The organism is Streptomyces sp. NPDC057900, from assembly GCF_042887885.1.
GTDB lineage: Bacteria > Actinomycetota > Actinomycetes > Streptomycetales > Streptomycetaceae > Streptomyces.
This window is the reverse complement of sequence record NZ_JBHVOI010000002.1, coordinates 1,176,629-1,197,617: the sequence shown is the minus strand read 5'-3', so window position 1 is coordinate 1,197,617 and position 20,989 is coordinate 1,176,629. Positions and strand designations below refer to the sequence as shown.

The following is a 20,989-nucleotide window of genomic DNA, read 5'->3' as shown; positions in this document are numbered from 1 at the left end:
CTGTGACTGCTGAGGGCCGCGGCCTAACGCCAGCGGCTTACCTCGACGTTCTCCAGGACACCGAGGGCGTCCGGTACCAGTACGGCCGCCGAGTAGTAGGCCGTCACGAGGTAGGAGATGATCGCCTGCTCGTCGATCCCCATGAAGCGGACCGACAGGCTGGGCTCGATCTCGTCGGGGATACCTGTCTGCTGGAGCCCGACGACGCCCTGCTCGGCCTCACCGGTCCTCATGCAGATGATCGAGGTGGTGCGGGCGTCACTGACCGGGATCTTGTTGGACGGGAAGATCGGAACCCCGCGCCAGGTCGCGATGCGGTGGCCGCCGACGTCCACGCTCTCCGGGACCAGTCCGCGCTTGCTGCACTCCCGGCCGAAAGCGGCGATGGCGCGGGGGTGGGCCAGGAAGAGCTTCGATCCACGGCGGCGCGAGAGCAGTTCGTCCATGTCGTCCGGGCTCGGCACGCCGTCGTGGGGCTGGAGCCGCTGACCGTAGTCGCAGTTGTTGAGCAGGCCGAACTCGCGGTTGTTGATCAGCTCGTGCTCCTGGCGCTCGCGCAGCGCCTCGACCGTGAGCCGCAACTGCTGCTCGGTCTGGTTCATCGGCTGGTTGTACAGGTCGGCGACCCGGCTGTGGACCTTCAGCACGGTCTGCGCGACGCTCAGTTCGTACTCGCGGGGCGCTGCTTCGTAATCGACGTACGTGTGCGGGACGAGCGCCTCCCCGACATGTCCCGCGGACAGGTCGATCGCCGCCTCGCCGTAGTTGTTGGTGCGCTGCTGCGGGATGGCGAGCAGTCCGGCGAGATGCTCGCGCAGCGATTCGGACCGTTCGGCGAGGTTGAGCACATCGGCGCGCCGCAGCGTCAGTACGGTGCAGTTCGTGACGGCGCGGGCCGTGTACTCCCAGAGGGCGTCGCCCTCGATGAGGGAGTGGTCGCCGAAGTAGGCCCCGTCGGCATGCACCCCGAGCACCGTCTCGTCGCCGTAGGGGCCGGTGCCGATCTTCTCGACCTTGCCGTGCGCCAGCAGGAACACCCGGTCCGCCGCGTCACCGGCCGTGGCCAGGAGCTGTCCGGCGGGGACATCGCGCTGCTCGCACCTGCGGGCCAGCTCTGCCAGCGCCTCCTCGTCCGCGAAGTCCCGCAGGGCCGGGAGTTCACCGAGCTCGGCGGGGATGACCGCCACCCGGTCACCGGTCTGTACGAAGGTCACCCGGCCGTCACCGACCGAGTAACTCAGCCTGCGGTTCACCCGGTATGTGCCGCCCTGCACCTGGACCCACGGAAGCATCTTCAGCAGCCACCGCGAGGTGATCTCCTGCATCTGCGGGGCGGACTTGGTGGTCGTCGCGAGGTTCCGCGCGGCTGCCGTGCCAAGACTCTGCTGCGGCGGCACCTGCGCGTTCTGAACCTCTTCACCAACGGACATCTGACGTCCTCTCCATCATCGGCTGACCTGCTGAAGAAGCCTTTCAGCACGTGACTCGGCGCGCCATTACACAAAAGAGTGTGACTAATCGGGCTTTGGGCTGGGCACAACGCTGCGCGATGTCCGTGGAGCGGTTAATTTGCATCTCGAATGCCAATTATCTACCGTGACGGCCATGCGGCTGACGAGATTCACCGACGTGGCGCTGCGCGTACTGATGCGCCTGGCCGTCGTGGAGAACGAGGATCCGCCGACCACCCGCGAAGTGGCGGCGGCCATGCGGGTGCCCTACTCCCACACCGCGAAGGTCGTGGCCCGGCTCCAGCACCTCGGCCTGGTCGAGGCGCGACGGGGCCGCAACGGCGGGCTCACCCTCGCCCCGGGCGGCCGGACCGCGTCGGTCGGCGGGCTCGTCCGCGAGCTGGAGGGCCCCGGCGACGTCGTCGAATGCGAGGGCGCCACCCCCTGCCCGCTGCGGTCGGCGTGCCGGCTGCGCGGGGCGCTGCGCGAGGCGGCGGAGGCCTTCTACGCCACGCTCGACCCGCTCACCGTCGCGGAGCTCGTCGCCTCCCCCACCGGGCCGCTCCTGATCGGCATCAGCGCCGGCCGGCCGCCCGGCGACTGAACCGCACCCGGCCCGCACCCGGCCCACAAAGACCGCCCCCTCCGGCCCCATCCGGACCCGAACCCAAAAATACGCATCTCAGATACCAATTCAAGAACGAGGAGTCACGATGCTCTCCGAGCAGTCGACCGCACCGTCCGTGCCACCCTGCCCGCCGTCGGCGCGGCCATCGGAGACATCGCGGACCTCTTCTACCGCAAGCTGTTCGACGCCCACCCCGAGCTGTTGCGCGACCTCTTCAACCGGGGCAACCAGGCTTCCGGCGCCCAGCGCCAAGCGCTCGCCGGTTCCATAGCCGCCTTCGCGACGCGGCTGGTCGAACACCCGGACACCCGCCCCGACGTCATGCTCGGCCGCATCGCGCACAAGCACGCCTCGCTCGGCATCACGGCCGCCCAGTACGACGTCGTCCACACCCACCTGTTCGCCGCCATCGCCGAGGTCCTCGGCGACGCCGTGACCCCGGAGGTCGCCGCCGCCTGGGACGAGGTCTACTGGCTGATGGCCAACGCCCTCATAGCGATCGAGGAGCGGCTGTACGCGCGGCAGGGAGTGCTCGCCGGTGACGTCTGGCGGGACTGGGAGGTCGTCTCCCGGACCGAGGAGACCGAGGACGTCGCCACCTTCCGGCTGCGCCCCGCCGACGGTGCGCCCGCCCCCGGCTTCCGCCCCGGCCAGTACGTCTCCGTGCGGTGCGAACTCCCGGACGGGGCGCGCCAGATTCGTCAGTACAGCCTCTCCCGCGCCCCCGGCTCCGCGCTCCGTTCGATCACCGTCAAGCGGGTGCACGGCGGCGGCGCCCCGGACGGCGAGGTCTCGCGGCAGCTGCACGAACGGGTCCGGCCGGGCGACCGGCTCCAGGTCTCGGCCCCGTACGGCGATCTCGTGCTGGACTCCGCCGGCGCCCCGCTCCTGCTCGCCTCCGCGGGCATCGGATGCACCCCGATGCTCTCGATGCTGGAGCACCTGGCGAACGACGGGCACCGCACCCCGGTCACCGTCGTGCACGGCGACCGCTCCCCCGACGACCACGCCCTGCGCACCGACCACGCCACGCTCACCGGCAAACTCCCCGACGCCTCCGCGCACTTCTGGTACGAGCACCCCGAGCCGGGCCACCCCGCGAACCGCACGGGCCTGGTCGACCTCACAGAGCTGGCCGTATCGCCGGGCACCCACGCCTACCTGTGCGGCCCGCTGCCCTTCATGCGGTCCGTGCGCACCCAGCTGCTCGCCAAGGGCGTCCCGGCCGCCGCCATCCACTACGAGGTGTTCGGTCCCGACCTGTGGCTCGCCCGGGACTGAACCGGGTCCGGTGCTCGCGGAATTGACCGGATCGGCTCGCACACCGCCCGAACAGAGCCCCTTCAACAACCCATGACCCGCTCGGGGCCCCGGTTGCCGGGTAGAAGCGCTCTACGGGCATATCCCCCCACGCACAAAGGAGTCGGCCATGTCCTCACCCATGTCCGCGAGCACCTTCCTCGCCGCCCTGAAGGACGAGGGGCTCACCGTCGTGCAGGTAGGCGACTGGCGAACCCACAACCGCAACCAGCAGGGCGACTGGGGCCCGGTCAACGGCGTGATGATCCACCACACCGTCACCAAGGGCACCGACGCCACCGTCCAGCTCTGCCGCGACGGCCACAGCGACCTGCCGGGGCCGCTGTGCCACGGCGTCATCGCCAAGGACGGCCGCGTCCACCTGGTCGGCTACGGCAGGGCCAACCACGCGGGCCTCGGTGACGACGACGTACTGCGCGCCGTCATCGCGGAGAAGAGCCTGCCGCCGGACAACGAGGCCAACACCGACGGGAACCGGCACTTCTACGGCTTCGAGTGCGAGAACCTCGGCGACGGGAAGGACCCCTGGCCCGACGTCCAGCTCGAAGCCATCGAGAGGGCCGCGGCCGCGGTCTGCCGCCATCACGGCTGGACGTCCAGGTCGGTCATCGGGCACCTGGAGTGGCAGCCGGGCAAGGTCGACCCGCGCGGCTTCACGATGGACGATATGCGCGCCCGGATCCATGACCGCATGAAGTAGCCGCCCGGACCACGCCCACCACCTGGCACGTCCACCGGCGGGCACGCCCACAATGGGGACATGCCCGCCACACCGCCCGGTCCAGCCGGTCCAGCCGGTCCGCCCGGTCTCTCCCGGCTGCGGCCGGTGCTGCCGTCACCCCTGCAGCCGGTCGAGGACGACCGCTTCGGCCGGTACGGCGTACGGCTGCTGCTCAAGCGCGACGATCTGATCCACCCGGATCTGCCGGGCAACAAGTGGCGCAAGCTCGCACCCAACCTGCTCGCCGCCGCCGGACGCCCCGTGCTGACGTTCGGCGGGGCGTACTCCAACCACCTGCGGGCCACGGCCGCCGCGGGGCGGCTGCTCGGCTTCCGTACCGTCGGCGTCGTCCGCGGCGACGAGCTGGCCCACCGGCCGCTCAACCCCTCGCTGGCGCGGTGCGCGGCCGACGGGATGCGGCTGCACTTCGTGGACCGTACGACCTACCGCGCCAAGGCCGATCCAGAGGTCCTGGCCGGGCTGCTGAGCGCCCACGGCGCCTGCGAGGTCATCCCGGAGGGCGGCAGCAACGCCCTGGCCGCACAGGGCTGCACAGAGCTCGGGCGCGAGCTGCGCGGACGGGCCGACGTGGCGGCGGTGGCCTGCGGCACCGGCGGCACCCTGGCGGGCCTCGCCGCCGGGCTCGCGCCGGGGCAGCGCGCGCTCGGCGTCCCCGTCCTGCGCGGCGGCTTCCTGGGCGACGTGGTACGCGACCTCCAGCGGGAGGCGTTCGGCGGACCGGCCGGCGACTGGTCCCTGGACGAGCGGTTCCACTTCGGCGGCTACGCCCGTACCACTGACGCCCTGCACGCCTTCGCGGACGACTTCGAGGACCGGCACGGGCTGCCGGTCGAGCGGCTCTATGTGGCCAAACTTCTCTACGCGCTCACGACGCTGGCCGGGGAGGGCGCGTTCCCCGCCGGAAGCTCGGTCGCCGCCGTGATCACCGGGCGCCCGGACCCGGCGGAACCGCCCGGCGCCCCTCAGTCCGACTCCTCCCGGTAGGCCGCCGCCTCCTCCAGGTCGAGGCGCCTGAGCAGGGTCCGCATCATCTCGTCGTCGATGCCGCGCTCGTCCCGCAGCCGCACGAAGACCTCGCGCTCGGCCTCGATCATCTCGCCGGCGAGGCGCCGGTAGGTGTCGTCCGCCGACTCCCCCGTCACCGGGTTCGGCGCCCCCAGCCGCTCCCACACGGCGTTGCGGCGCCGCTCCAGAACGGTGCGCAGCCGGTCGGTGAGCGGCTGCGGCAGCCGGTTGCGCTCGTCGGAGAGCAGCTCCTCCAGCCGCGCCTCCGCGGCCGTGGACGCCTCGCTCTGCGCCTGCGCCTCCGCGAGGGTCTCGGCCTGCCGGTCGCGCCCCGGGAGCCTCAGGACGCGCACCAGGAGCGGCAGGGTGAGCCCCTGGATGACCAGGGTGCCGATGACCGTGGTGAACGTCAGGAAGAGCACCAGGTTGCGGGCCGGGAAGTCCGCGCCGTCGGCCGTGACCATCGGGATGGAGAACGCGATGGCCAGCGAGACGACGCCGCGCATCCCGGCCCATCCGACGATGAGCGGCGCGGTCCAGTCGGTCCCGGTCTCCCGCTCCCTGATCCGTTTCGACAGCCACCGGGGCAGATAGGTCGCCGGATAGACCCAGATGAACCGGACGACGACGACCGCCAGGAACACCGCCACGGCGTACCAGAGGGCGTCCGCGACGGCGTACGTACCGAGCCCCTTCAGTACGAAGGGCAGCTGGAGGCCGATCAGGGCGAAGACGGCGGACTCCAGGATGAAGGCGACCATCTTCCAGACCGCGGCCTCCTGGAGCCTGGTCGCGAAGTCGACCTGCCAGGACCGGTGGCCCAGGTAGAGCGCGACGACGACCACCGCGAGCACTCCGGAGGCGTGCACCCGTTCGGCGGCCGCGTACGCCACGAACGGGATCAGGAGCGACAGGGTGTTCTGGAGCAGCGCCTCCTTGAGGTGGGTGCGGAGCCAGTGCAGCGGCACCATGAGCACCAGGCCGACCGCGACGCCGCCGACCGACGCGAGGAAGAACTCCCCGATCCCGGCGCCCCAGCTCATCCCCTCGCCCACGGCCGCCGCGAGGGCCACCTTGTAGGCGGTGATCGCGGTGGCGTCGTTCACCAGGGACTCGCCCTGGAGGATCGTCGTGACCCTGGCGGGCAGGCCGACCCGGCGGGCGATGGCCGCGGCCGTCACCGCGTCCGGCGGGGCGATCACGGCGCCCAGCACCAGTGCGGCGGTGAGCGGGAGATCGGGCACCAGCCGGTAGGCGAGCCAGCCGACCGCGACGGTCGCGAACAGCACGTAGCCGACGGAGAGCAGTGCGACGGGGCGGAGGTTGGCCCGCAGGTCGAGGTAGGAGCTGTCGACGGCGGCGGTGTAGAGCAGCGGTGGCAGCAGGAGCGGCAGCACGATGTGCGCGTTCAGGGTGTACGTCGGCACCCCGGGCACGTAGCTGCCGATCAGTCCCATGGCCACCAGCAGCAGTGGGGCCGGCACCGGGGTACGGCGGGCCAGCCCCGCCACCGCCGCGCTCGCCGCGACCAGTGCCACCAGTGGCAACGCGTCCATCTCACGGTCCTCGCATCCGTCGTAACCTGGCAATCATGAGTGAGTGCCCGCACGTATCAGATCTGCCGCGCCCCGAGCCCGCACCCCTCAGTGACGCCTGTCTCGAATGCCGGGCAGCGGGCACCCACCCGGTGCAGCTGCGGCTCTGCCTGGTCTGCGGCCATGTCGGCTGCTGTGATTCGTCACCGTTGCAGCACGCCACGACGCACTTCAAGGAGACCGGTCATCCGGTGATGCGGAGCTTCGAACCCGGTGAAAGCTGGCGTTGGTGCTTCGAGCACGGTTCGATCGTCTGACGTCTGGGTACGTCAAACCGGCGCCTGTTGTTCGTAATTGACCGCCGCAGACCTCTAGCCACTGTGTGTACTCGTGGGCTTACCATGAGTGACAGTCATGGGACGGGGTCTTGGCGACACGGCATCATGGATCGCGATAGCGTCGCCGGACCAAGAACCGAAGACGTACCGCATGGCTCCGGGGGACTCTTCCCGGATCCTCGAATGAGTTTGTGCCACCTTGGAGGTGAGGGTGTCCCAGATCGCAGGCGAGCCCGGGAATCAGGACTTCGTGGAAGTCCGGCTGCCCGCTGCGGGTGCCTACCTGTCGGTGCTGCGTACGGCCACGGCCGGCCTCGCAGCGCGCTTGGACTTCACTCTCGACGAGATCGAGGATCTTCGCATCGCGGTCGACGAGGCCTGCGCGATCCTGCTTCAGCAGGCCGTGCCCGGCTCCGTCCTCAGCTGCGTCTTCCGTCTCATCGACGACTCACTTGAGGTGACGGTATCGGCCCCCACGACGGACGGGCGGGCCCCGGAGCGTGACACCTTCGCCTGGACGGTGCTCTCGGCACTGGCGGGGAAGGTCGACTCCACGGTCGCCGACGACCGGACGGTCAGCATCAGCCTGTACAAACAGCGCGGCGCGGGACCCGGGCCGGCGTGAGCAACGGGAACGGGGACGGTCCGGTGCGGGACGAGACGATCCGACCAGGGGTGGTGCACGCGGCAGGCATCCCGGACCAGCAGGCCCTGACTCATCCGGTGGATGAGGCGGACCTGCCCCGTGCGGTGGACGGGGCGGACGGGCCCGCCGGCCGTACGGTCGCGGTGGAGCAGTCGCAGGCGGAGCGGGCAGGCCAGATGAGCGAGCACAGGCACCACGATCCACACGACCGCAGCGGGGCGCGGGCGTTGTTCATCGAGCTGGGCAAGCTCCCCGAGGGCTCGCCCGAGAAGGCCGAGCTGCGCAATCGGCTGGTCCGGATGCATCTGCCGCTCGTGGAGCACCTGGCCCGCCGGTTCCGCAACCGGGGCGAGCCGCTGGACGATCTGACCCAGGTCGCCACGATCGGCCTGATCAAGTCGGTGGACCGGTTCGATCCGGAGCGGGGTGTCGAGTTCTCGACGTACGCCACGCCCACGGTCGTCGGCGAGATCAAGCGCCATTTCCGTGACAAGGGCTGGGCGGTGCGGGTGCCGCGCCGCCTCCAGGAGCTGCGGCTGTCGCTGACCACGGCGACCGCGGAGCTGTCCCAGCAGCACGGCCGTTCGCCCACGGTGCACGAGCTGGCCGAGCGGCTCGGCATCTCCGAGGAGGAGGTGCTGGAGGGGCTGGAATCGGCCAATGCCTACAGCACGCTCTCCCTGGATGTGCCGGACACGGACGACGAGTCCCCCGCGGTCGCGGACACGCTCGGCTCGGAGGACGAGGCGCTGGAGGGCGTCGAGTACCGGGAGTCGCTCAAGCCGCTGCTGGAGGACCTGCCGCCGCGGGAGAAGCGCATCCTGCTGCTCCGGTTCTTCGGCAACATGACCCAGTCGCAGATCGCGCAGGAGGTCGGCATCTCACAGATGCACGTCTCACGACTGCTGGCCCGCACGCTGGCACAGCTGCGCGAGCGGCTGCTCGTCGAGGAGTAGCCGGGCGGTACGCGTCAGGCGGCGGTGCCCCTGCCGGACTCCGCGTCGGGCTCCGGCTCGGGCTCCGCGCCCGGCCGGCGGATCCCCAGGGCGCCGATCGTCGTCGGCCTGGCCAGCTGGTACAGCGCCGTCAGCGACACCGCCGCCAGGACGATCCCGGCGGGGATCAGCACACCCTGGGACCGCAGCAGCGTCCACGCCACCGGCAGCGCGATGATCTGGGTGATGAGGGCGGGGCCCCGGCTCCAGCTACGCCGCAGCAGCAGCCCACGGGCGGCGAACAGCGGGATCAGCCCGAGCGCGATCAGCGTCAGACCGCCCATTTCGGCCTGCTGCGGGCTCTCGGGGCGGCCGAGCAGCCCCATGACCAGCATGTAGATTCCGCCGATGACGAGGGCCGCGCCCTCCAGGGCGTTGAGTCCGGCCACGAGCGTGATCCTGGCCGGCTTCGGCGGTTCGGCCAGAGGCATCGGCGAGGGCGCGTTCTCCTGAGTACTCACCCATGCAGATTGGCACTCCGGAGCCGCGAACGCGAAGCCGGGGTCGTGAATCCACCGGAACGCGCCGGCCGCGATCGGCCCACCGCGCCCGGACCGTCACCCTGCGTGAAGTTCATCGGGCAGGACTTCAGGCCGATACCCCGCGGTAGGTAGTCTGGCGGACATGCGCGCACTTCTTGTGGTCAATCCAGCTGCTACCACCACCAGTGCCCGCACCCGTGATGTGCTCATCCACGCGCTGGCCAGCGAGATGAAGCTGGAGGCCGTGACCACCGAGTACCGGGGGCACGCCCGCGACCTGGGACGCCGCGCCGCCGACAGCGACGACATCGATCTCGTGGTGGCGCTCGGCGGTGACGGCACGGTCAACGAGGTCGTGAACGGCCTGCTGCACAACGGCCCCGACATCGACAACCTGCCGAAACTCGCCGTCGTGCCCGGCGGCTCCACCAATGTCTTCGCGCGCGCCCTCGGGCTGCCCAACGACGCGGTGGAGGCGACCGGCGCCATCCTGGACGCGCTGGCCAACCGCACGGAACGCACCGTCGGACTCGGCCTGGCGGCCGGCACCCCGGACACGGAGGACGAATCCGTGCCGGAACGCTGGTTCACCTTCTGCGCCGGCCTCGGATTCGACGCGGGCGTCATCGGCCGGGTCGAACAGCGACGGGAACAGGGAAAGCGTTCGACCCATGCCCTGTACGTCCGCCAAGTACTGCGCCAATTCCTTGAAGAACCCCACCGGCGGCAGGGAACGATCACGCTCGAAGTGCCCGGACAGGATCCGGTCACCGATCTCGCGCTCTCCATAATCTGCAATACGGCACCCTGGACCTACCTGGGGAACCGCCCGATGTACGCCTCCCCCAAGGCATCGTTCGACACCGCCCTGGACGTCCTTGGCCTGCAACGACTGTCGACGGCGGCGGTCACCCGGTACGCGACCCAGCTGCTCACTTCGAGCCCCGAGAAGGGACCGCGCGGTAAGCACGCGGTTTCACTGCATGACCTCACAGACTTCACCTTGCATTCAAAGGCACCACTGCCCTTCCAGATGGACGGTGACCACCTGGGGGTGCGCACAAGTGTGACGTTCACAGGCGTACGCCGTGCACTGCGTGTGATTGTGTGAGCGGAAGGGACCAAAGTCCTTTAACTCGAACGTTTGGACTGGCTTCCACCCTCTAGAAGTACGGCTGTGACCTAGCCGACACCGAGGAATCAAAAAAAACTTTCCTGTAGGGGTTGTATCCGCAGCCGAGGTTTGCGAATCTCTACATGGCGATCGGGACGGCCCGCAACAACGGCCTCCACTGAGAGCCAGAACCCCTCCTCACTTCACAGGACCACAACCAGTTCATCTGGGCGTCGGCCCGACACCTGTGGGGGGATTCGTGAAAGCGTTCACATTCACAAGCCACAGTACGTATACCAAGGAGAGGTAGCAGCCATGGACTGGCGTCACAACGCCGTTTGTCGTGAGGAAGACCCGGAGCTGTTCTTCCCCATCGGCAACACCGGTCCTGCGCTGCTGCAGATCGAGGAAGCCAAGGCCGTCTGCCGTCGCTGCCCCGTCATGGAGCAGTGCCTGCAGTGGGCGCTTGAGTCCGGCCAGGACTCGGGCGTCTGGGGTGGCCTCAGCGAGGACGAGCGCCGCGCAATGAAGCGCCGCGCCGCTCGCAACCGGGCGCGCAACGCCAGCGCCTGACCGACGCCACCGCTACGAACCTGAGCCTGGCGGCGCGTACAGAGCGTACGCATCACCCCGCCCTCCCCCGAGTCGCAGCGCGCAGTACCCCCGAAGCGCATGCTTGACCAGAGAGCCCGGACCGTTCACCAACGGTCCGGGCTCTCTGCTGTGCCGTGCGTTCTGAGCGGCGGCCGCTACTTGTCGGCGCGGACCGGGATGTCGAGGATGACCTGGGTGCCGCGTTCCGGCGCCGGCACCATGCCGAACGTCCCGCTCAACTCGCCCTCCACCAGCGTCCGCACGATCTGGAGCCCCAGATTGCCGGTGCGCTGCGGGTCGAATCCCTCGGGCAGCCCGCAGCCGTCGTCCTGGACGGTGATCAGCAGCCGCGCCTCCGCGGGCGAACCGCCCCGGACCGCGGAGACCTCGACCGTGCCCGACTCGGCGACGCCGAAGGCGTGCTCCAGGGCGTTCTGCAGCACTTCGGTGAGGACCATCGCCAGCGGAGTGGCCACTTCCGCGTCCAGGATGCCGAAGCGTCCCGTCCGACGGCAGGTCACCTTGCCCGGCGAGATCTCCGCGACCATGGCGATGACCCGGTCCGCGATCTCGTCGAACTCCACCCGCTCGTCCAGATTCTGGGACAGCGTCTCATGCACGATGGCGATCGAACCGACGCGCCGTACCGCCTCGTTGAGCGCCTCGCGGCCCTGCTCCGAGTCCATCCGGCGGGCCTGCAGCCGCAACAGGGCCGCCACCGTCTGGAGGTTGTTCTTCACCCGGTGGTGGATCTCCCGGATGGTGGCGTCCTTGGTGATCAACTCGCGCTCGCGGCGGCGCAGTTCCGTGACGTCCCGGAGCAGGACCAGGGAGCCGATCCGGACCCCCTTGGGCTTGAGCGGGATCGCCCGGAGCTGGATCACCCCGCCCGTGCACTCGACCTCGAACTCACGGGGCGCGTAACCGCTGGCCAGTTTGACCAGGGCCTCGTCCACCGGGCCCCGGGAGGGCGCGAGTTCGGCGGTGATCCCGCCGAGGTGCTGTCCGACCAGGTCGGAGGCGAGGCCGAGGCGGTGGTAGGCGGAGAGGCCGTTGGGGCTGGCGTACTGGACGACGCCGTCCGCGTCGAGCCGGACCAGCCCGTCACCGACCCTCGGAGAGGCGTCCATGTCGACCTGCTGGCCGGGGAACGGGAAGGACCCGGCGGCGATCATCTGGGCCAGGTCGGAGGCGGACTGGAGATAGGTGAGCTCCAGCCGGGACGGGGTGCGGACGGTGAGCAGATTGGTGTTGCGGGCGATCACACCGAGCACCCGGCCCTCCCGGCGTACGGGGATCGACTCGACCCGTACCGGAACCTCCTCGCGCCACTCCGGGTCGCCCTCGCGCACGATCCGGCCCTCGTCCAGCGCCGCGTCCAGCAGCGGGCGGCGGCCGCGCGGCACCAGGTGGCCGACCATGTCGTCCTGGTAGGAGGTGGGGCCGGTGTTGGGCCGCATCTGGGCGACGGACACATAGCGGGTGCCGTCGCGGGTGGGGACCCAGAGGACCAGGTCGGCGAAGGAGAGGTCGGAGAGCAGCTGCCACTCCGAGACCAGCAGATGGAGCCACTCAAGGTCGGTGTCACTCAGGGCGGTGTGCTGGCGGACGAGGTCGTTCATGGAGGGCACGCGTGCGAGCGTACCTGTGGATGCGGACAGGTACCGAACCGGACGGCCCCGCCCCGCGTGTGGGGAGGAGGGCCGGAAATTACCGTCTCCCATGCATGGACAGGCATGAATGGTCTAGTCCACAATGCAGAGGACAGAACCTCCGCTCTCCCCGCACAGGAGAGCGGAACGAGGTACCCGCGCTCTCTGCCCTGACTGCGCCGGCACCTCTCCCCGGGCCGGGGGCACCGCACACCGCCGGCCCGACTGGCCGCCTCCGGGCGGTCTTACTCCGGGCTGCGGTGCTGGTCGGGCTGAGGGTCCCGACCCGGCGCCGTGGCCCGCGGGTGTTTCCGGGGGGCGGCTCTCAGTGCGTCTCCGTGACCTTCGCCAGTGCGCGCGGGGCGTCCGGATCCTGACCCCGGGCGATCGTCACCTCGTACGCCAGCATCTGCAGCGGCAGGATCTCCAGGATCGGCTGGACCTCCTCCGCGACCCCGGCGGTCGGCAGCACGAACCCGGCGGACGCCGCCCGCACCTGGGCCTTCGGGCCGACCACGAAGAGGTCGGCGCCGCGCCCGCGCAGCCGGTCGAGCACCGGCTGGAGGGCCTCGCCGCCCCGGCCGTCGGTGACCACGGCGATCACCGGGGAGATGTTGTCGACCATGGCGAGCGGGCCGTGCAGCAGATCCGCGCCGGAGTAGGAGAGAGCAGGGATGTAGCTCGTCTCCATCAGCTTCAGGGCGGCTTCCTTGGCCGTCGGATAGCCGTAGCCGCGCGAGGTGATGACCATGCGCTCGGCGAAGCGGTAGCGCGACGCCAGGGCTTTGACCTCGTCCCTGCGGGCCAGGACCGCCTCCGCCAGCTCCGGCAGGATCGCGGCCGCCTCCCCGTCGCCGCCGCGCAGCCCCTCCACGAACAGGTACAGCGACAGCAGCGAGGCGGTGTACGTCTTGGTGGCCGGCAGCGCCTTCTCCGGGCCCGCCAGGATGTCGATGTGGTACTCGGAGACCGCGGCGAGCGGCGAGTCCGGGTTGTTGGTCACCGCCAGCGTCACCGCGCCGGCCTCCCGCGCGGCCCTGGTGGACGCGACCAGGTCGGGCGAGCCGCCGGACTGGCTGACGGTGATGACCAGGACGTCCCTGAGGTCCGGCTTCGCGCCGTACGCGGTGGTGGTCGACATCGAGGCCAGACCGCAGGGCAGCCCGAGCGTGATCTCGATCAGGTACTTCGCGTAGAGCGCGGCGTTGTCCGACGTGCCTCGGGCGGTGAGCAGGACGAAGCGCGGCCCGCGCGCGGCGATCTCGGCCGCCACCGCGCGGATGGCGGGGGCTCCGTCGTCGAGGATGCGGCGGAGCATCGCGGGCTGCTCGGCCATCTCGCCGGACATGATCCGGCCGGGCAGATCGCCCTCGTCTGCCGGGTAGGTGGCGGACATGTCTGGTGCCTCCCGGTGATGTGCCGATGCGTCGACTGGGACGCACCAAGTCGAACACGGGGCACCGAGGGGCCGCCAGCGGACGGCACCCGGCGGGATTGCGGACGCGCCGGCCGCCGTTCTTCCGACGGGTGCCCGGGGGCTTCGTCCGGGTGGGCGAGGTCTGCTAGATTAGGACTTTGATTGGTCTATACCACATGATTCACTCCAGATCGGCAGGCCCCGCGTGGAAGTTGTCATCGTCCCGGACGCCAAGGCAGGCGGCGAACTGATCGCGGGGGCCATCGGCACCCTGCTGAGCCGTAAGCCCGACGCCCTTCTCGGCGTTGCCACCGGCTCGACCCCGCTGCCCATCTACCAGGCACTGGCGGACAAGGTCCGCTCGGGCGCCGTGGACGCCTCGCGCGCCCGCATCTGCCAGCTCGACGAGTACGTCGGGCTGCCGGCGGGCCACCCGGAGTCGTACCGCTCCGTCGTCCTGCGCGAGGTCGTCGAGCCGCTCGGTCTCTCCGAGTCCTCGTTCATGGGCCCCGACGGCTCCGCGGAGGACGTCCAGGCCGCCTGCGAGGCGTACGACAAGGCGCTCGCCGAGGCCGGCGGGGTGGACCTCCAGCTGCTGGGCATCGGCACCGACGGGCACATCGGCTTCAACGAGCCGTGCTCCTCGCTCGCCTCCCGTACCCGGATCAAGACGCTGACCGAGCAGACCCGGGTCGACAACGCGCGCTTCTTCGACAACGACATCACGCAGGTGCCGCACCACGTGATCACCCAGGGAATCGGCACGATCCTGGAGTCCCGTCACCCGATCCTGCTCGCGACGGGCGAGGGCAAGGCCGACGCCGTGGCGGCGACGGTCGAGGGCCCGGTGGCCTCGGTCGTGCCCGCGTCGGCGCTGCAGCTGCACCCGCACGCGACGATAGTGGTCGACGAGGCGGCGGCGTCGAAGCTGAAGCTGGCGGACTACTTCCGCGCCACGTATGCGGCGAAGCCGCTGTGGCAGGGGATTTAGTCCTCTGCGGTACGCGAGAGGGGCCGGGCACCTGGTGGTGTCCGGCCCCTCTCGCGTGTGTGCGGGTGCGTCGTGGTGGACGCCTTGTCCTCAATCGCCGGACGGCTTGATTTGGCGTGAGGTGCTGTCCTCAATCGCCGGACGGGCTTGATTTGGCCGATGCGATCGTTTCTGCCGCTGCCAGGCCGCAGACCCGGGCGGCTCCGTGGGTGGCGATGTGGAAGGCTCCCCGGGGTTCGGCCTGGGGAACGCCCATCTCGACCACGATCGTGTCCGCACGCGCCGCCAGCAGCGCGTCCAGGGCCTCCGTCATCCACGGGTGACGGTGCGCGTCGCGGACGACCGCGACGACGCGCCGGTCCCCCGCCGCCCGCAGCACGTCGGCGGCGAGGTTCTCGTGCTCGCTGCCGTACGTGTCCGTACCGGTGCCCGGCACCAGCCGGGCCAGTTCGGCGGCGACGCCCCAGGGGGTCTCGTCCCCCACCGCGATGTTCGCGACCGGGGTGAGCGCGGCGACGTACGCCGGGCCGGTGAGCGGTTCGGCCGGGCCGGTCACCACGAGCGCGCGGCGCGCCGCGACCAGGCCGATGTCGGAGCTGATGCGCGTGCTGTCCCCGGTGCCGGGCGCGGTCCCCTCCTGCACTGCCGCGCCCGGCTCCGGGACAGCCCCCCTGGCCCCCTGCGTCCAGGACGCGAGGGACCGTACCCGGGCGGCGGCGTCGGCGAGCCGCTCCTCGGGCAGTTCACCGGCACGGACCGCCGCGACCAGCGCGTCGCGCAGCCGGAGCACCGTGCTGTCGTCGTCGAGGCCGCCGCCGACACAGAGCGCGTCGGCGCCCGCCGCGATCGCGAGGACCGAGCCGCGCTCGATCCCGTACGTCGAGGCGATGGCCTGCATCTCCACGGCGTCGGTGACGATCAGGCCGTCGTAGCCCAGCTCCTCGCGCAGCAGACCGGTGAGAATCTGCGGGCTCAGCGTCGCCGGGCGGTGCGGGTCGAGCGCGGGAAGCAGGATATGCGCGCTCATCACCGATTTGGAACCCGCCGCGATCGCCGCCCGGAAAGGCACCAGTTCACGGGCGTGCAGGGTCTCCAGGTCCACGTCGATGCGCGGCAGCGCGTGGTGCGAGTCGACCGCGGTGTCGCCGTGCCCCGGGAAGTGCTTGGTGCAGGCGGCGACCCCGGCGGCCTGGAGGCCCTCGATGTACGCGGCGGTGTGCCGGGCGACCAGCTGCGGGTCCGCGCCGAAGGACCGTACGCCGATGACCGGGTTGCCGGGGTTGGAGTTGACGTCCGCGGACGGCGCCCAGTTGAGGTTGACGCCGCAGTCCGCGAGCCGGCGGCCCAGCTCCTGGGCGACGGCGCGGGTCAGCGTGGTGTCGTCGACGGAGCCGAGCGCCAGGTTGCCGGGGAAGGAGGAGCCGTGCCGCACCTCAAGCCTGGTGACGTCGCCGCCCTCCTCGTCGATCGCGACGAGCACGTCGTCGCGTTCGGCGCGGAGCTGGGCGGTGAGCGCGGTGAGCTGTCCGGGCGTCTCGATGTTGCGGCCGAACAGCCCGACCGAGGAGAGGCCTTCACCGATCCGGCGCAGCAGCCAGTCCGGTGCCGTGGTGCCGGTGAAACCCGGCTGCAGGACGGCGAGTGCGTCGCGGGTGACGGTGTCCGTGGTGGATACGAGGGTGGTCATGGTGCGTTATCCCTTCACGGCGCCGTCGGTGAGACCGCTGACGGCCTTGCGTTGCAGGAAGACGAAGAGGATCAGGATCGGGATCGCGAAGATCGAGGCCGCCGCCATGGTGGCGCCCCAGTCGTCGCCGAACTGGCTCTGGAACTGGGAGAGCCACAGCGGCAGCGTCTTGGACTCGGGGTCCTTGTTGAGGATGAGAACGAGCGGGAATTCGTTCCACGCCGTGATGAAGCCGAAGAGCGAGGTCGCCATGAGACCGGGGGCGAGCAGCGGCAGGATCACCTTGACGAACGCCTGCGGGCGGCTGCACCCGTCGACCATGGCGGACTCCTCCAGCTCCTTGGGCACGGCGGCGACGTAGCCGCGCAGCGTCAAGATGGTGAAGGGCAGCACCATGACCATGTAGAAGAGGGTCAGCGGGACCAGGCTGTTGAGCATGTCCGCGTCGCGGACCAGCATGTAGATCGCGATGACCATGACTTCCCACGGGGCCATCTGCGCGATCATGAAGACCAGGATCATGCTCTTGCGGCCCTTGAACCGCATCCGCGCCAGGGCGAAGGACGCGAAGAGCGCGATGATCAGCGAGAACACGACCGCGAGCAGCGTGACGGTCAGCGAGTTCCTGACCAGGGTGAGGAAGTTCGGCGCGTTGTAGGCCGTCTTGAAGTGGTCGAACGTGACGTCGGTCGGGAACCAGACCGGCGTCTCGGTGATGATGTCACCGGTCGGCTTGAACGCCGTGCTGAACATCCAGTAGACGGGGAAGACGAAGGCGGCGAAGAGGACGATCGCCGTTGCGTTGGGCCAGATGCGGCCGAGCAGTGAGCGCTTCACAGCTCGTCCTCCTCTTGCTTGAGAACGATGCGGAGGTAGTACGAGGTCAGCCCCAGCATGATCAGGATGGTGAGCAGCGAGATCGCGGCGCCCATGCCGTAGTGCTGGTTTCCGACCCCTTCGACGAAGGCGTAGATCGGCAGCGTCTCGGTGAGGCGGTTGGGGCCGCCCTCGTTGATGGTGAAGAGCTGCGGGAACGCCTTGAACACCCAGATGACCTCAAGGAAGGTCGTGGCGTAGAGGAAGGGCCGCATGAACGGGAACGTCACCTGGGTGAAGCTCTTCCAGTTGCCGGCGCCGTCGAGCGAGGCGGCTTCGTACAGTTCCTTGGGGATCGTCGTGGTGGCGGCGTAGAGGTTGATCGCCACGAAGGGGATCGACTGCCAGACGATCAGCAGCCCGACCACGAAGAACGTGGAGAACTGCGAGCCGGTCCAGTTGTAGTCGGCCATGGAGTGGAAGCCGATTTTGTCGAGCACGTAGTTCACGACACCGAACCGAGAGGCGAAGAGCCACTGGTAGACGGTGGACGCGGCGACGACGGGCATGGCCCAGGCGAGCACGAGGCCCAGCATCAGGGTCAGCCGCATCCGCTTGCCGAGGCGGGCGAGCAGCAGTCCGATCAGCGTGCCGAACAGCATGATCAGCGCGACGTTGACGCCGGTGAAGATGATGGTGCGGAGGGTGACCCGCCAGAAGTCCTCACCGCCGAGGATCTCTTTGTAGTTCTTGACACCGTTCCATTCGGTGGCGTGCCGGATCATCTGCCCCATGTTGAGGTTCTGGAACGACAGCATGCCGTTCTTCACCAGGGGATAGCCGAGGAGGAGCGCCGTCACGGCGAGCGCGGGCACGAGCAGCAGATAGGCCGCGGCCCCCGCGCCCAGCTTCCGCCTGCGTCTCCCGCCCGGTGCGGCGGGTGGCTGCCCGCCGTGCCCCCGGCCTGTGGCTGTCTTGGCCACGTCCGACGGATTGGTCTCTACTGCCATGCTCGTCATCACTTCCAACAGAGCCCTACAGGAACGGTGCGTACAGCCGGGGCGGCGGGTGGATGCCCGCCGCCCCGGAGTGTGTCGCGCTGCTGCTACTACTGCTGCTGGCTCAGGCGCTTGTTGAGCTCGCCCTCGACCTTCTTGGCGGCATCGGCGGACGACTTACCCTGCAGGACCATCGTCATGTAGGACTTGATCGGGTTCGGCGGGTTCTCGACGGGCGCCCACTCGGGGATCAGCGGCGTCGTGCCACCGGACTTGGCCGCGGCGGGGCCGGCGGCCTCGGCCGCGGGCTGACCCACGGCGAACTTCTGCATGGCCTCGGACTTCGGGGTCCAGCCGGCCTCCTTGACGAGAGCGCCGTCGTTCGCCTCGCTGAGGGCGATCCGCAGGAACTCCTTGGCGAGGTCCTGCTTCTTGCTGCCCGCGGCGACGGCGAAGTTCGAGCCGCCGAGGAAAACGCCCTCGGGCTTCTCCGCGGTCTCACCGGGGATGGTGAAGAAGCCGATGTCCTTCTCCAGCTTCGGGTTGGCCTTGATGGCCGTACCGGCCTCGTAGCCCATCGCGATGATGGCGCCGGTCTTGCCCTTGGCGAAGACCTCGGCCTGCTGCGGGGTGGCCTCGTCCTTGTCCTTGGGGGCCTTGGAGTAGGACTGGTACTGCTTGTACACGTCCATGGCCGCGGCGACCTTCGGGTCACCCAGGTTGGAGACGTACTTGTCGCCTTCCTTCTTGACCGGCTCGACGCCCTGGCCGACGAGCAGACCGTCGAAGAAGTACCAGTTCTGGCCGGGCAGGTAGATCGGCTCGGCGTCGCCCTTCTTCTTGATGGCGTCGAAGGCCTTGAAGAGGTCCGCGCGGGTCTTCGGCGTCTCGGTGATACCGGCGTCCTTGAAGACCTTCTTGTTGTACATGACGACGCGGTTGCCGAAGTACCACGGCAGGGCGTACTGCTTGCCGTCGAAGACGGAGGGGGCGTTGACCGAGTCAGGCCAGTCGCCGCCGATCTCCTTCTTGACGTCACCGAGCTCGGCGAGACCGCCGGTCTTGGCGTACGCGGGGGTCTGGGTGTTACCGATCTCCAGCACGTCGGGCGGGTTGGACTCGGAGAGGGCCGTGGTGACCTTCTGCTGAATACCGTTCCATTCCTGGACTTCGATCTTCAGCTTGGCCTTGGTCTTCTTCTCGAACTCGTCGGTGACCGTCTTGGTCCAACCGGGCGGGTTCGAACCGGACATCGTCCAGACCGTCAGGGTCTGGCCCGCGTATCCTTCCGCACCGGCCTTCTTGCCGTCGCCGCTGTCGTCGTCAGAACCACAGGCCGCCATGCCGAACACCATGCCCGCGACGCCGATCGCCGCGATGAGCTTGCGCTTCACGCCACCCTCCTCAGGGATGCTGCAACCCCCGCCCACCGCGTGAATAACGTCGACGAGTACTACTGGGGCTGGAACCTGGTCTTTAATGGTTTAGACCAGTACCGGGAGCTTGGCCTAGACCTTTAGGGGTGTCAAGGGTGTATAAGAAGTGCACTCGCGTCCGTTATAGGACCGACATCTGAGGGAGGGCGACGAGCCGTGACCGGACCGTGCCACCATGTGAGCCGCGACAGACGGAGGAGCCGGTGACGGCAGCAGCGCAGCAGTCGGGAAGGCGGACCATGGGCGTCGACGGGGGCAGTGCGGAGAACGAGACGGGCGCGAGCGCGGGCACGCGTACCGCACGCGTCCCGAAGTACTACCGGCTGAAGCGACATCTCCTCGACATGACGGACACGATGCCGCCCGGCACCCCGGTGCCGCCGGAACGGACCCTGGCCGCCGAGTTCGACACCTCGCGCACCACCGTGCGCCAGGCGCTCCAGGAGCTGGTCGTCGAGGGCCGGCTGGAGCGCATCCAGGGCAAGGGCACCTTCGTGGCCAAGCCGAAGGTCTCGCAGGCCCTGCAACTCACCTCGTACACCGAGGACATGCGCGCCCAGGGGCTGGAACCGACGTCCCAGCTGCTGGACATCGGCTACGTCACGGCCGACGACACACTCGCCGGGCTCCTCGACATCACCGCCGGCGGCCGCGTGCTGCGGATCGAGCGGCTGCGGCTGGCGAGCGGTGAGCCGATGGCGATCGAGACCACCCACCTCTCGGCCAAACGCTTCCCGGCGCTGCGCCGTTCGCTGGTGAAGTACACCTCTCTCTATACAGCCCTGTCCGAGGTGTACGACGTCCGGCTGGCCGAGGCCGAGGAGACCATCGAGACCTCGCTCGCCACCCCGAGCGAGGCCGGACTGCTCGGTACGGACGTGGGCCTGCCGATGCTGATGCTGTCCCGGCACTCGCTGGACGAGCAGGGCGAGCCGGTCGAGTGGGTCCGCTCGGTCTACCGGGGCGACCGCTACAAGTTCGTGGCCCGCCTGAAGCGCCCGCTGGACTGACCGCGTCCGCCGGACCGACCGCACCCGTCGGGCTGACCGCGACAGGCCCCCGACAGCCCCCGTGGAACCGCTTCCACGGGGGCTGTCCCGTGTCCGGAGCAGTGGCTTCGTACCACCATTGGTCTGCACCAC

19 protein-coding genes and 1 pseudogene are annotated in these 20,989 nt (G+C 69.6%); 11 read left to right on the top strand and 9 right to left on the bottom strand.

What is annotated here, in order from left to right:
• Positions 1-23: 23 nt before the first annotated feature.
• A complete protein-coding gene (locus ACFVQ0_RS12740; RefSeq protein WP_390087188.1) occupies positions 24-1,430 on the bottom strand; it encodes a family 2B encapsulin nanocompartment shell protein in 1,407 nt (468 codons plus the stop codon).
• A 175-nt stretch (positions 1,431-1,605) separates the two neighbouring features.
• On the opposite strand from ACFVQ0_RS12740, the gene ACFVQ0_RS12735 reads away from it, so the two are divergent.
• From ACFVQ0_RS12735 to ACFVQ0_RS12720, 4 genes and pseudogenes are all read left to right on the top strand, one after another.
• Entirely contained in the window at positions 1,606-2,055 is a 450-nt protein-coding gene (locus ACFVQ0_RS12735) for an RrF2 family transcriptional regulator (protein WP_390087186.1), read from the top strand.
• A gap of 109 nt (positions 2,056-2,164) precedes the next feature.
• Positions 2,165-3,360: pseudogene (locus ACFVQ0_RS12730) on the top strand (globin domain-containing protein).
• Positions 3,361-3,508: 148 nt separating this feature from the next.
• Positions 3,509-4,099, top strand: a complete 591-nt coding sequence (locus ACFVQ0_RS12725) for an N-acetylmuramoyl-L-alanine amidase (protein ID WP_390087184.1) — start codon at positions 3,509-3,511, stop codon at positions 4,097-4,099.
• Between the two features lie 60 nt (positions 4,100-4,159).
• Complete coding sequence (locus tag ACFVQ0_RS12720; RefSeq protein WP_390087182.1) at positions 4,160-5,125, top strand: 1-aminocyclopropane-1-carboxylate deaminase/D-cysteine desulfhydrase; 966 nt, start codon at positions 4,160-4,162, stop codon at positions 5,123-5,125.
• Here ACFVQ0_RS12720 and ACFVQ0_RS12715 read toward each other — a convergent pair.
• Positions 5,104-6,702: a Na+/H+ antiporter gene (locus tag ACFVQ0_RS12715; RefSeq protein WP_390087180.1), complete on the bottom strand. Its 1,599-nt coding sequence runs from the start codon at positions 6,700-6,702 to the stop codon at positions 5,104-5,106. The two genes, ACFVQ0_RS12720 and ACFVQ0_RS12715, sit on opposite strands and share 22 nt — an antisense overlap.
• A gap of 35 nt (positions 6,703-6,737) precedes the next feature.
• On the opposite strand from ACFVQ0_RS12715, the gene ACFVQ0_RS12710 reads away from it, so the two are divergent.
• From ACFVQ0_RS12710 to ACFVQ0_RS12700, 3 genes are all read left to right on the top strand, one after another.
• Entirely contained in the window at positions 6,738-6,998 is a 261-nt protein-coding gene (locus ACFVQ0_RS12710; protein WP_390087178.1) for a UBP-type zinc finger domain-containing protein, read from the top strand.
• A 232-nt stretch (positions 6,999-7,230) separates the two neighbouring features.
• Positions 7,231-7,644, top strand: coding sequence for an anti-sigma regulatory factor (locus ACFVQ0_RS12705; protein WP_014048265.1), 414 nt, complete (start codon positions 7,231-7,233; stop codon positions 7,642-7,644).
• Entirely contained in the window at positions 7,641-8,621 is a 981-nt protein-coding gene (locus ACFVQ0_RS12700; RefSeq protein WP_371630524.1) for an RNA polymerase sigma factor SigF, read from the top strand. The genes ACFVQ0_RS12705 and ACFVQ0_RS12700 overlap by 4 nt, the downstream gene beginning before the upstream one ends.
• A gap of 14 nt (positions 8,622-8,635) precedes the next feature.
• Here ACFVQ0_RS12700 and ACFVQ0_RS12695 read toward each other — a convergent pair whose 3' ends face one another.
• Positions 8,636-9,049, bottom strand: a complete 414-nt coding sequence (locus ACFVQ0_RS12695; protein ID WP_390087801.1) for a hypothetical protein — start codon at positions 9,047-9,049, stop codon at positions 8,636-8,638.
• Between the two features lie 235 nt (positions 9,050-9,284).
• Here ACFVQ0_RS12695 and ACFVQ0_RS12690 point away from each other — a divergent pair, with 235 nt between their 5' ends.
• Together ACFVQ0_RS12690 and ACFVQ0_RS12685 are read left to right on the top strand one after the other, a co-directional pair.
• Positions 9,285-10,253 (top strand): diacylglycerol/lipid kinase family protein, encoded by a 969-nt coding sequence (locus ACFVQ0_RS12690; protein WP_390087176.1) that lies wholly within the window; start codon positions 9,285-9,287, stop codon positions 10,251-10,253.
• 318 nt (positions 10,254-10,571) lie between these two features.
• Entirely contained in the window at positions 10,572-10,829 is a 258-nt protein-coding gene (locus ACFVQ0_RS12685; RefSeq protein WP_003953983.1) for a WhiB family transcriptional regulator, read from the top strand.
• Positions 10,830-11,005: 176 nt separating this feature from the next.
• Here ACFVQ0_RS12685 and ACFVQ0_RS12680 read toward each other — a convergent pair whose 3' ends face one another.
• Positions 11,006-12,472 (bottom strand): sensor histidine kinase, encoded by a 1,467-nt coding sequence (locus ACFVQ0_RS12680; RefSeq protein WP_390087800.1) that lies wholly within the window; start codon positions 12,470-12,472, stop codon positions 11,006-11,008.
• A 355-nt stretch (positions 12,473-12,827) separates the two neighbouring features.
• Positions 12,828-13,898 carry an SIS domain-containing protein gene (locus tag ACFVQ0_RS12675; RefSeq protein WP_390087174.1) on the bottom strand — a complete coding sequence of 357 codons (1,071 nt, stop codon included), beginning with the start codon at positions 13,896-13,898 and terminating at the stop codon, positions 12,828-12,830.
• Between the two features lie 226 nt (positions 13,899-14,124).
• Between ACFVQ0_RS12675 and nagB the strand changes: the two genes are divergently transcribed.
• Positions 14,125-14,910, top strand: coding sequence for a glucosamine-6-phosphate deaminase (gene nagB, locus ACFVQ0_RS12670; protein WP_390087172.1), 786 nt, complete (start codon positions 14,125-14,127; stop codon positions 14,908-14,910).
• 130 nt (positions 14,911-15,040) lie between these two features.
• On the opposite strand, the gene ACFVQ0_RS12665 is transcribed toward nagB, so the two are convergent.
• From ACFVQ0_RS12665 to ACFVQ0_RS12650, 4 genes are all read right to left on the bottom strand, one after another.
• Entirely contained in the window at positions 15,041-16,597 is a 1,557-nt protein-coding gene (locus ACFVQ0_RS12665; RefSeq protein ID WP_390087170.1) for a glycoside hydrolase family 3 protein, read from the bottom strand.
• A 6-nt stretch (positions 16,598-16,603) separates the two neighbouring features.
• On the bottom strand, positions 16,604-17,434 hold the full coding sequence (locus ACFVQ0_RS12660; protein WP_390087168.1) for a carbohydrate ABC transporter permease: 831 nt from the start codon (positions 17,432-17,434) through the stop codon (positions 16,604-16,606).
• Positions 17,431-18,423: a carbohydrate ABC transporter permease gene (locus ACFVQ0_RS12655; protein ID WP_390087166.1), complete on the bottom strand. Its 993-nt coding sequence runs from the start codon at positions 18,421-18,423 to the stop codon at positions 17,431-17,433. Before ACFVQ0_RS12655 ends, ACFVQ0_RS12660 begins: the two co-directional genes overlap by 4 nt.
• A gap of 98 nt (positions 18,424-18,521) precedes the next feature.
• Positions 18,522-19,805, bottom strand: a complete 1,284-nt coding sequence (locus ACFVQ0_RS12650) for an extracellular solute-binding protein (protein ID WP_390087164.1) — start codon at positions 19,803-19,805, stop codon at positions 18,522-18,524.
• Positions 19,806-20,086: 281 nt separating this feature from the next.
• Between ACFVQ0_RS12650 and ACFVQ0_RS12645 the strand changes: the two genes are divergently transcribed.
• A complete protein-coding gene (locus ACFVQ0_RS12645; RefSeq protein ID WP_328698124.1) occupies positions 20,087-20,857 on the top strand; it encodes a GntR family transcriptional regulator in 771 nt (256 codons plus the stop codon).
• Positions 20,858-20,989 lie beyond the last annotated feature (132 nt).

What these genes read in the sequence shown, in the direction of transcription:
- ACFVQ0_RS12740 (WP_390087188.1), bottom strand. Translation starts at nt 1,430, where the DNA reads ATGTCCGTTGGTGAAGAGGTTCAGAACGCGCAGGTGCCGCCGCAGCAG.
- ACFVQ0_RS12735 (WP_390087186.1), top strand. Translation starts at nt 1,606, where the DNA reads ATGCGGCTGACGAGATTCACCGACGTGGCGCTGCGCGTACTGATGCGC.
- ACFVQ0_RS12725 (WP_390087184.1), top strand. Translation starts at nt 3,509, where the DNA reads ATGTCCTCACCCATGTCCGCGAGCACCTTCCTCGCCGCCCTGAAGGAC.
- ACFVQ0_RS12720 (WP_390087182.1), top strand. Translation starts at nt 4,160, where the DNA reads ATGCCCGCCACACCGCCCGGTCCAGCCGGTCCAGCCGGTCCGCCCGGT.
- ACFVQ0_RS12715 (WP_390087180.1), bottom strand. Translation starts at nt 6,702, where the DNA reads ATGGACGCGTTGCCACTGGTGGCACTGGTCGCGGCGAGCGCGGCGGTG.
- ACFVQ0_RS12710 (WP_390087178.1), top strand. Translation starts at nt 6,738, where the DNA reads ATGAGTGAGTGCCCGCACGTATCAGATCTGCCGCGCCCCGAGCCCGCA.
- ACFVQ0_RS12690 (WP_390087176.1), top strand. Translation starts at nt 9,285, where the DNA reads ATGCGCGCACTTCTTGTGGTCAATCCAGCTGCTACCACCACCAGTGCC.
- ACFVQ0_RS12685 (WP_003953983.1), top strand. Translation starts at nt 10,572, where the DNA reads ATGGACTGGCGTCACAACGCCGTTTGTCGTGAGGAAGACCCGGAGCTG.
- ACFVQ0_RS12680 (WP_390087800.1), bottom strand. Translation starts at nt 12,472, where the DNA reads ATGAACGACCTCGTCCGCCAGCACACCGCCCTGAGTGACACCGACCTT.
- ACFVQ0_RS12675 (WP_390087174.1), bottom strand. Translation starts at nt 13,898, where the DNA reads ATGTCCGCCACCTACCCGGCAGACGAGGGCGATCTGCCCGGCCGGATC.
- ACFVQ0_RS12665 (WP_390087170.1), bottom strand. Translation starts at nt 16,597, where the DNA reads ATGACCACCCTCGTATCCACCACGGACACCGTCACCCGCGACGCACTC.
- ACFVQ0_RS12655 (WP_390087166.1), bottom strand. Translation starts at nt 18,423, where the DNA reads ATGGCAGTAGAGACCAATCCGTCGGACGTGGCCAAGACAGCCACAGGC.
- ACFVQ0_RS12645 (WP_328698124.1), top strand. Translation starts at nt 20,087, where the DNA reads ATGGGCGTCGACGGGGGCAGTGCGGAGAACGAGACGGGCGCGAGCGCG.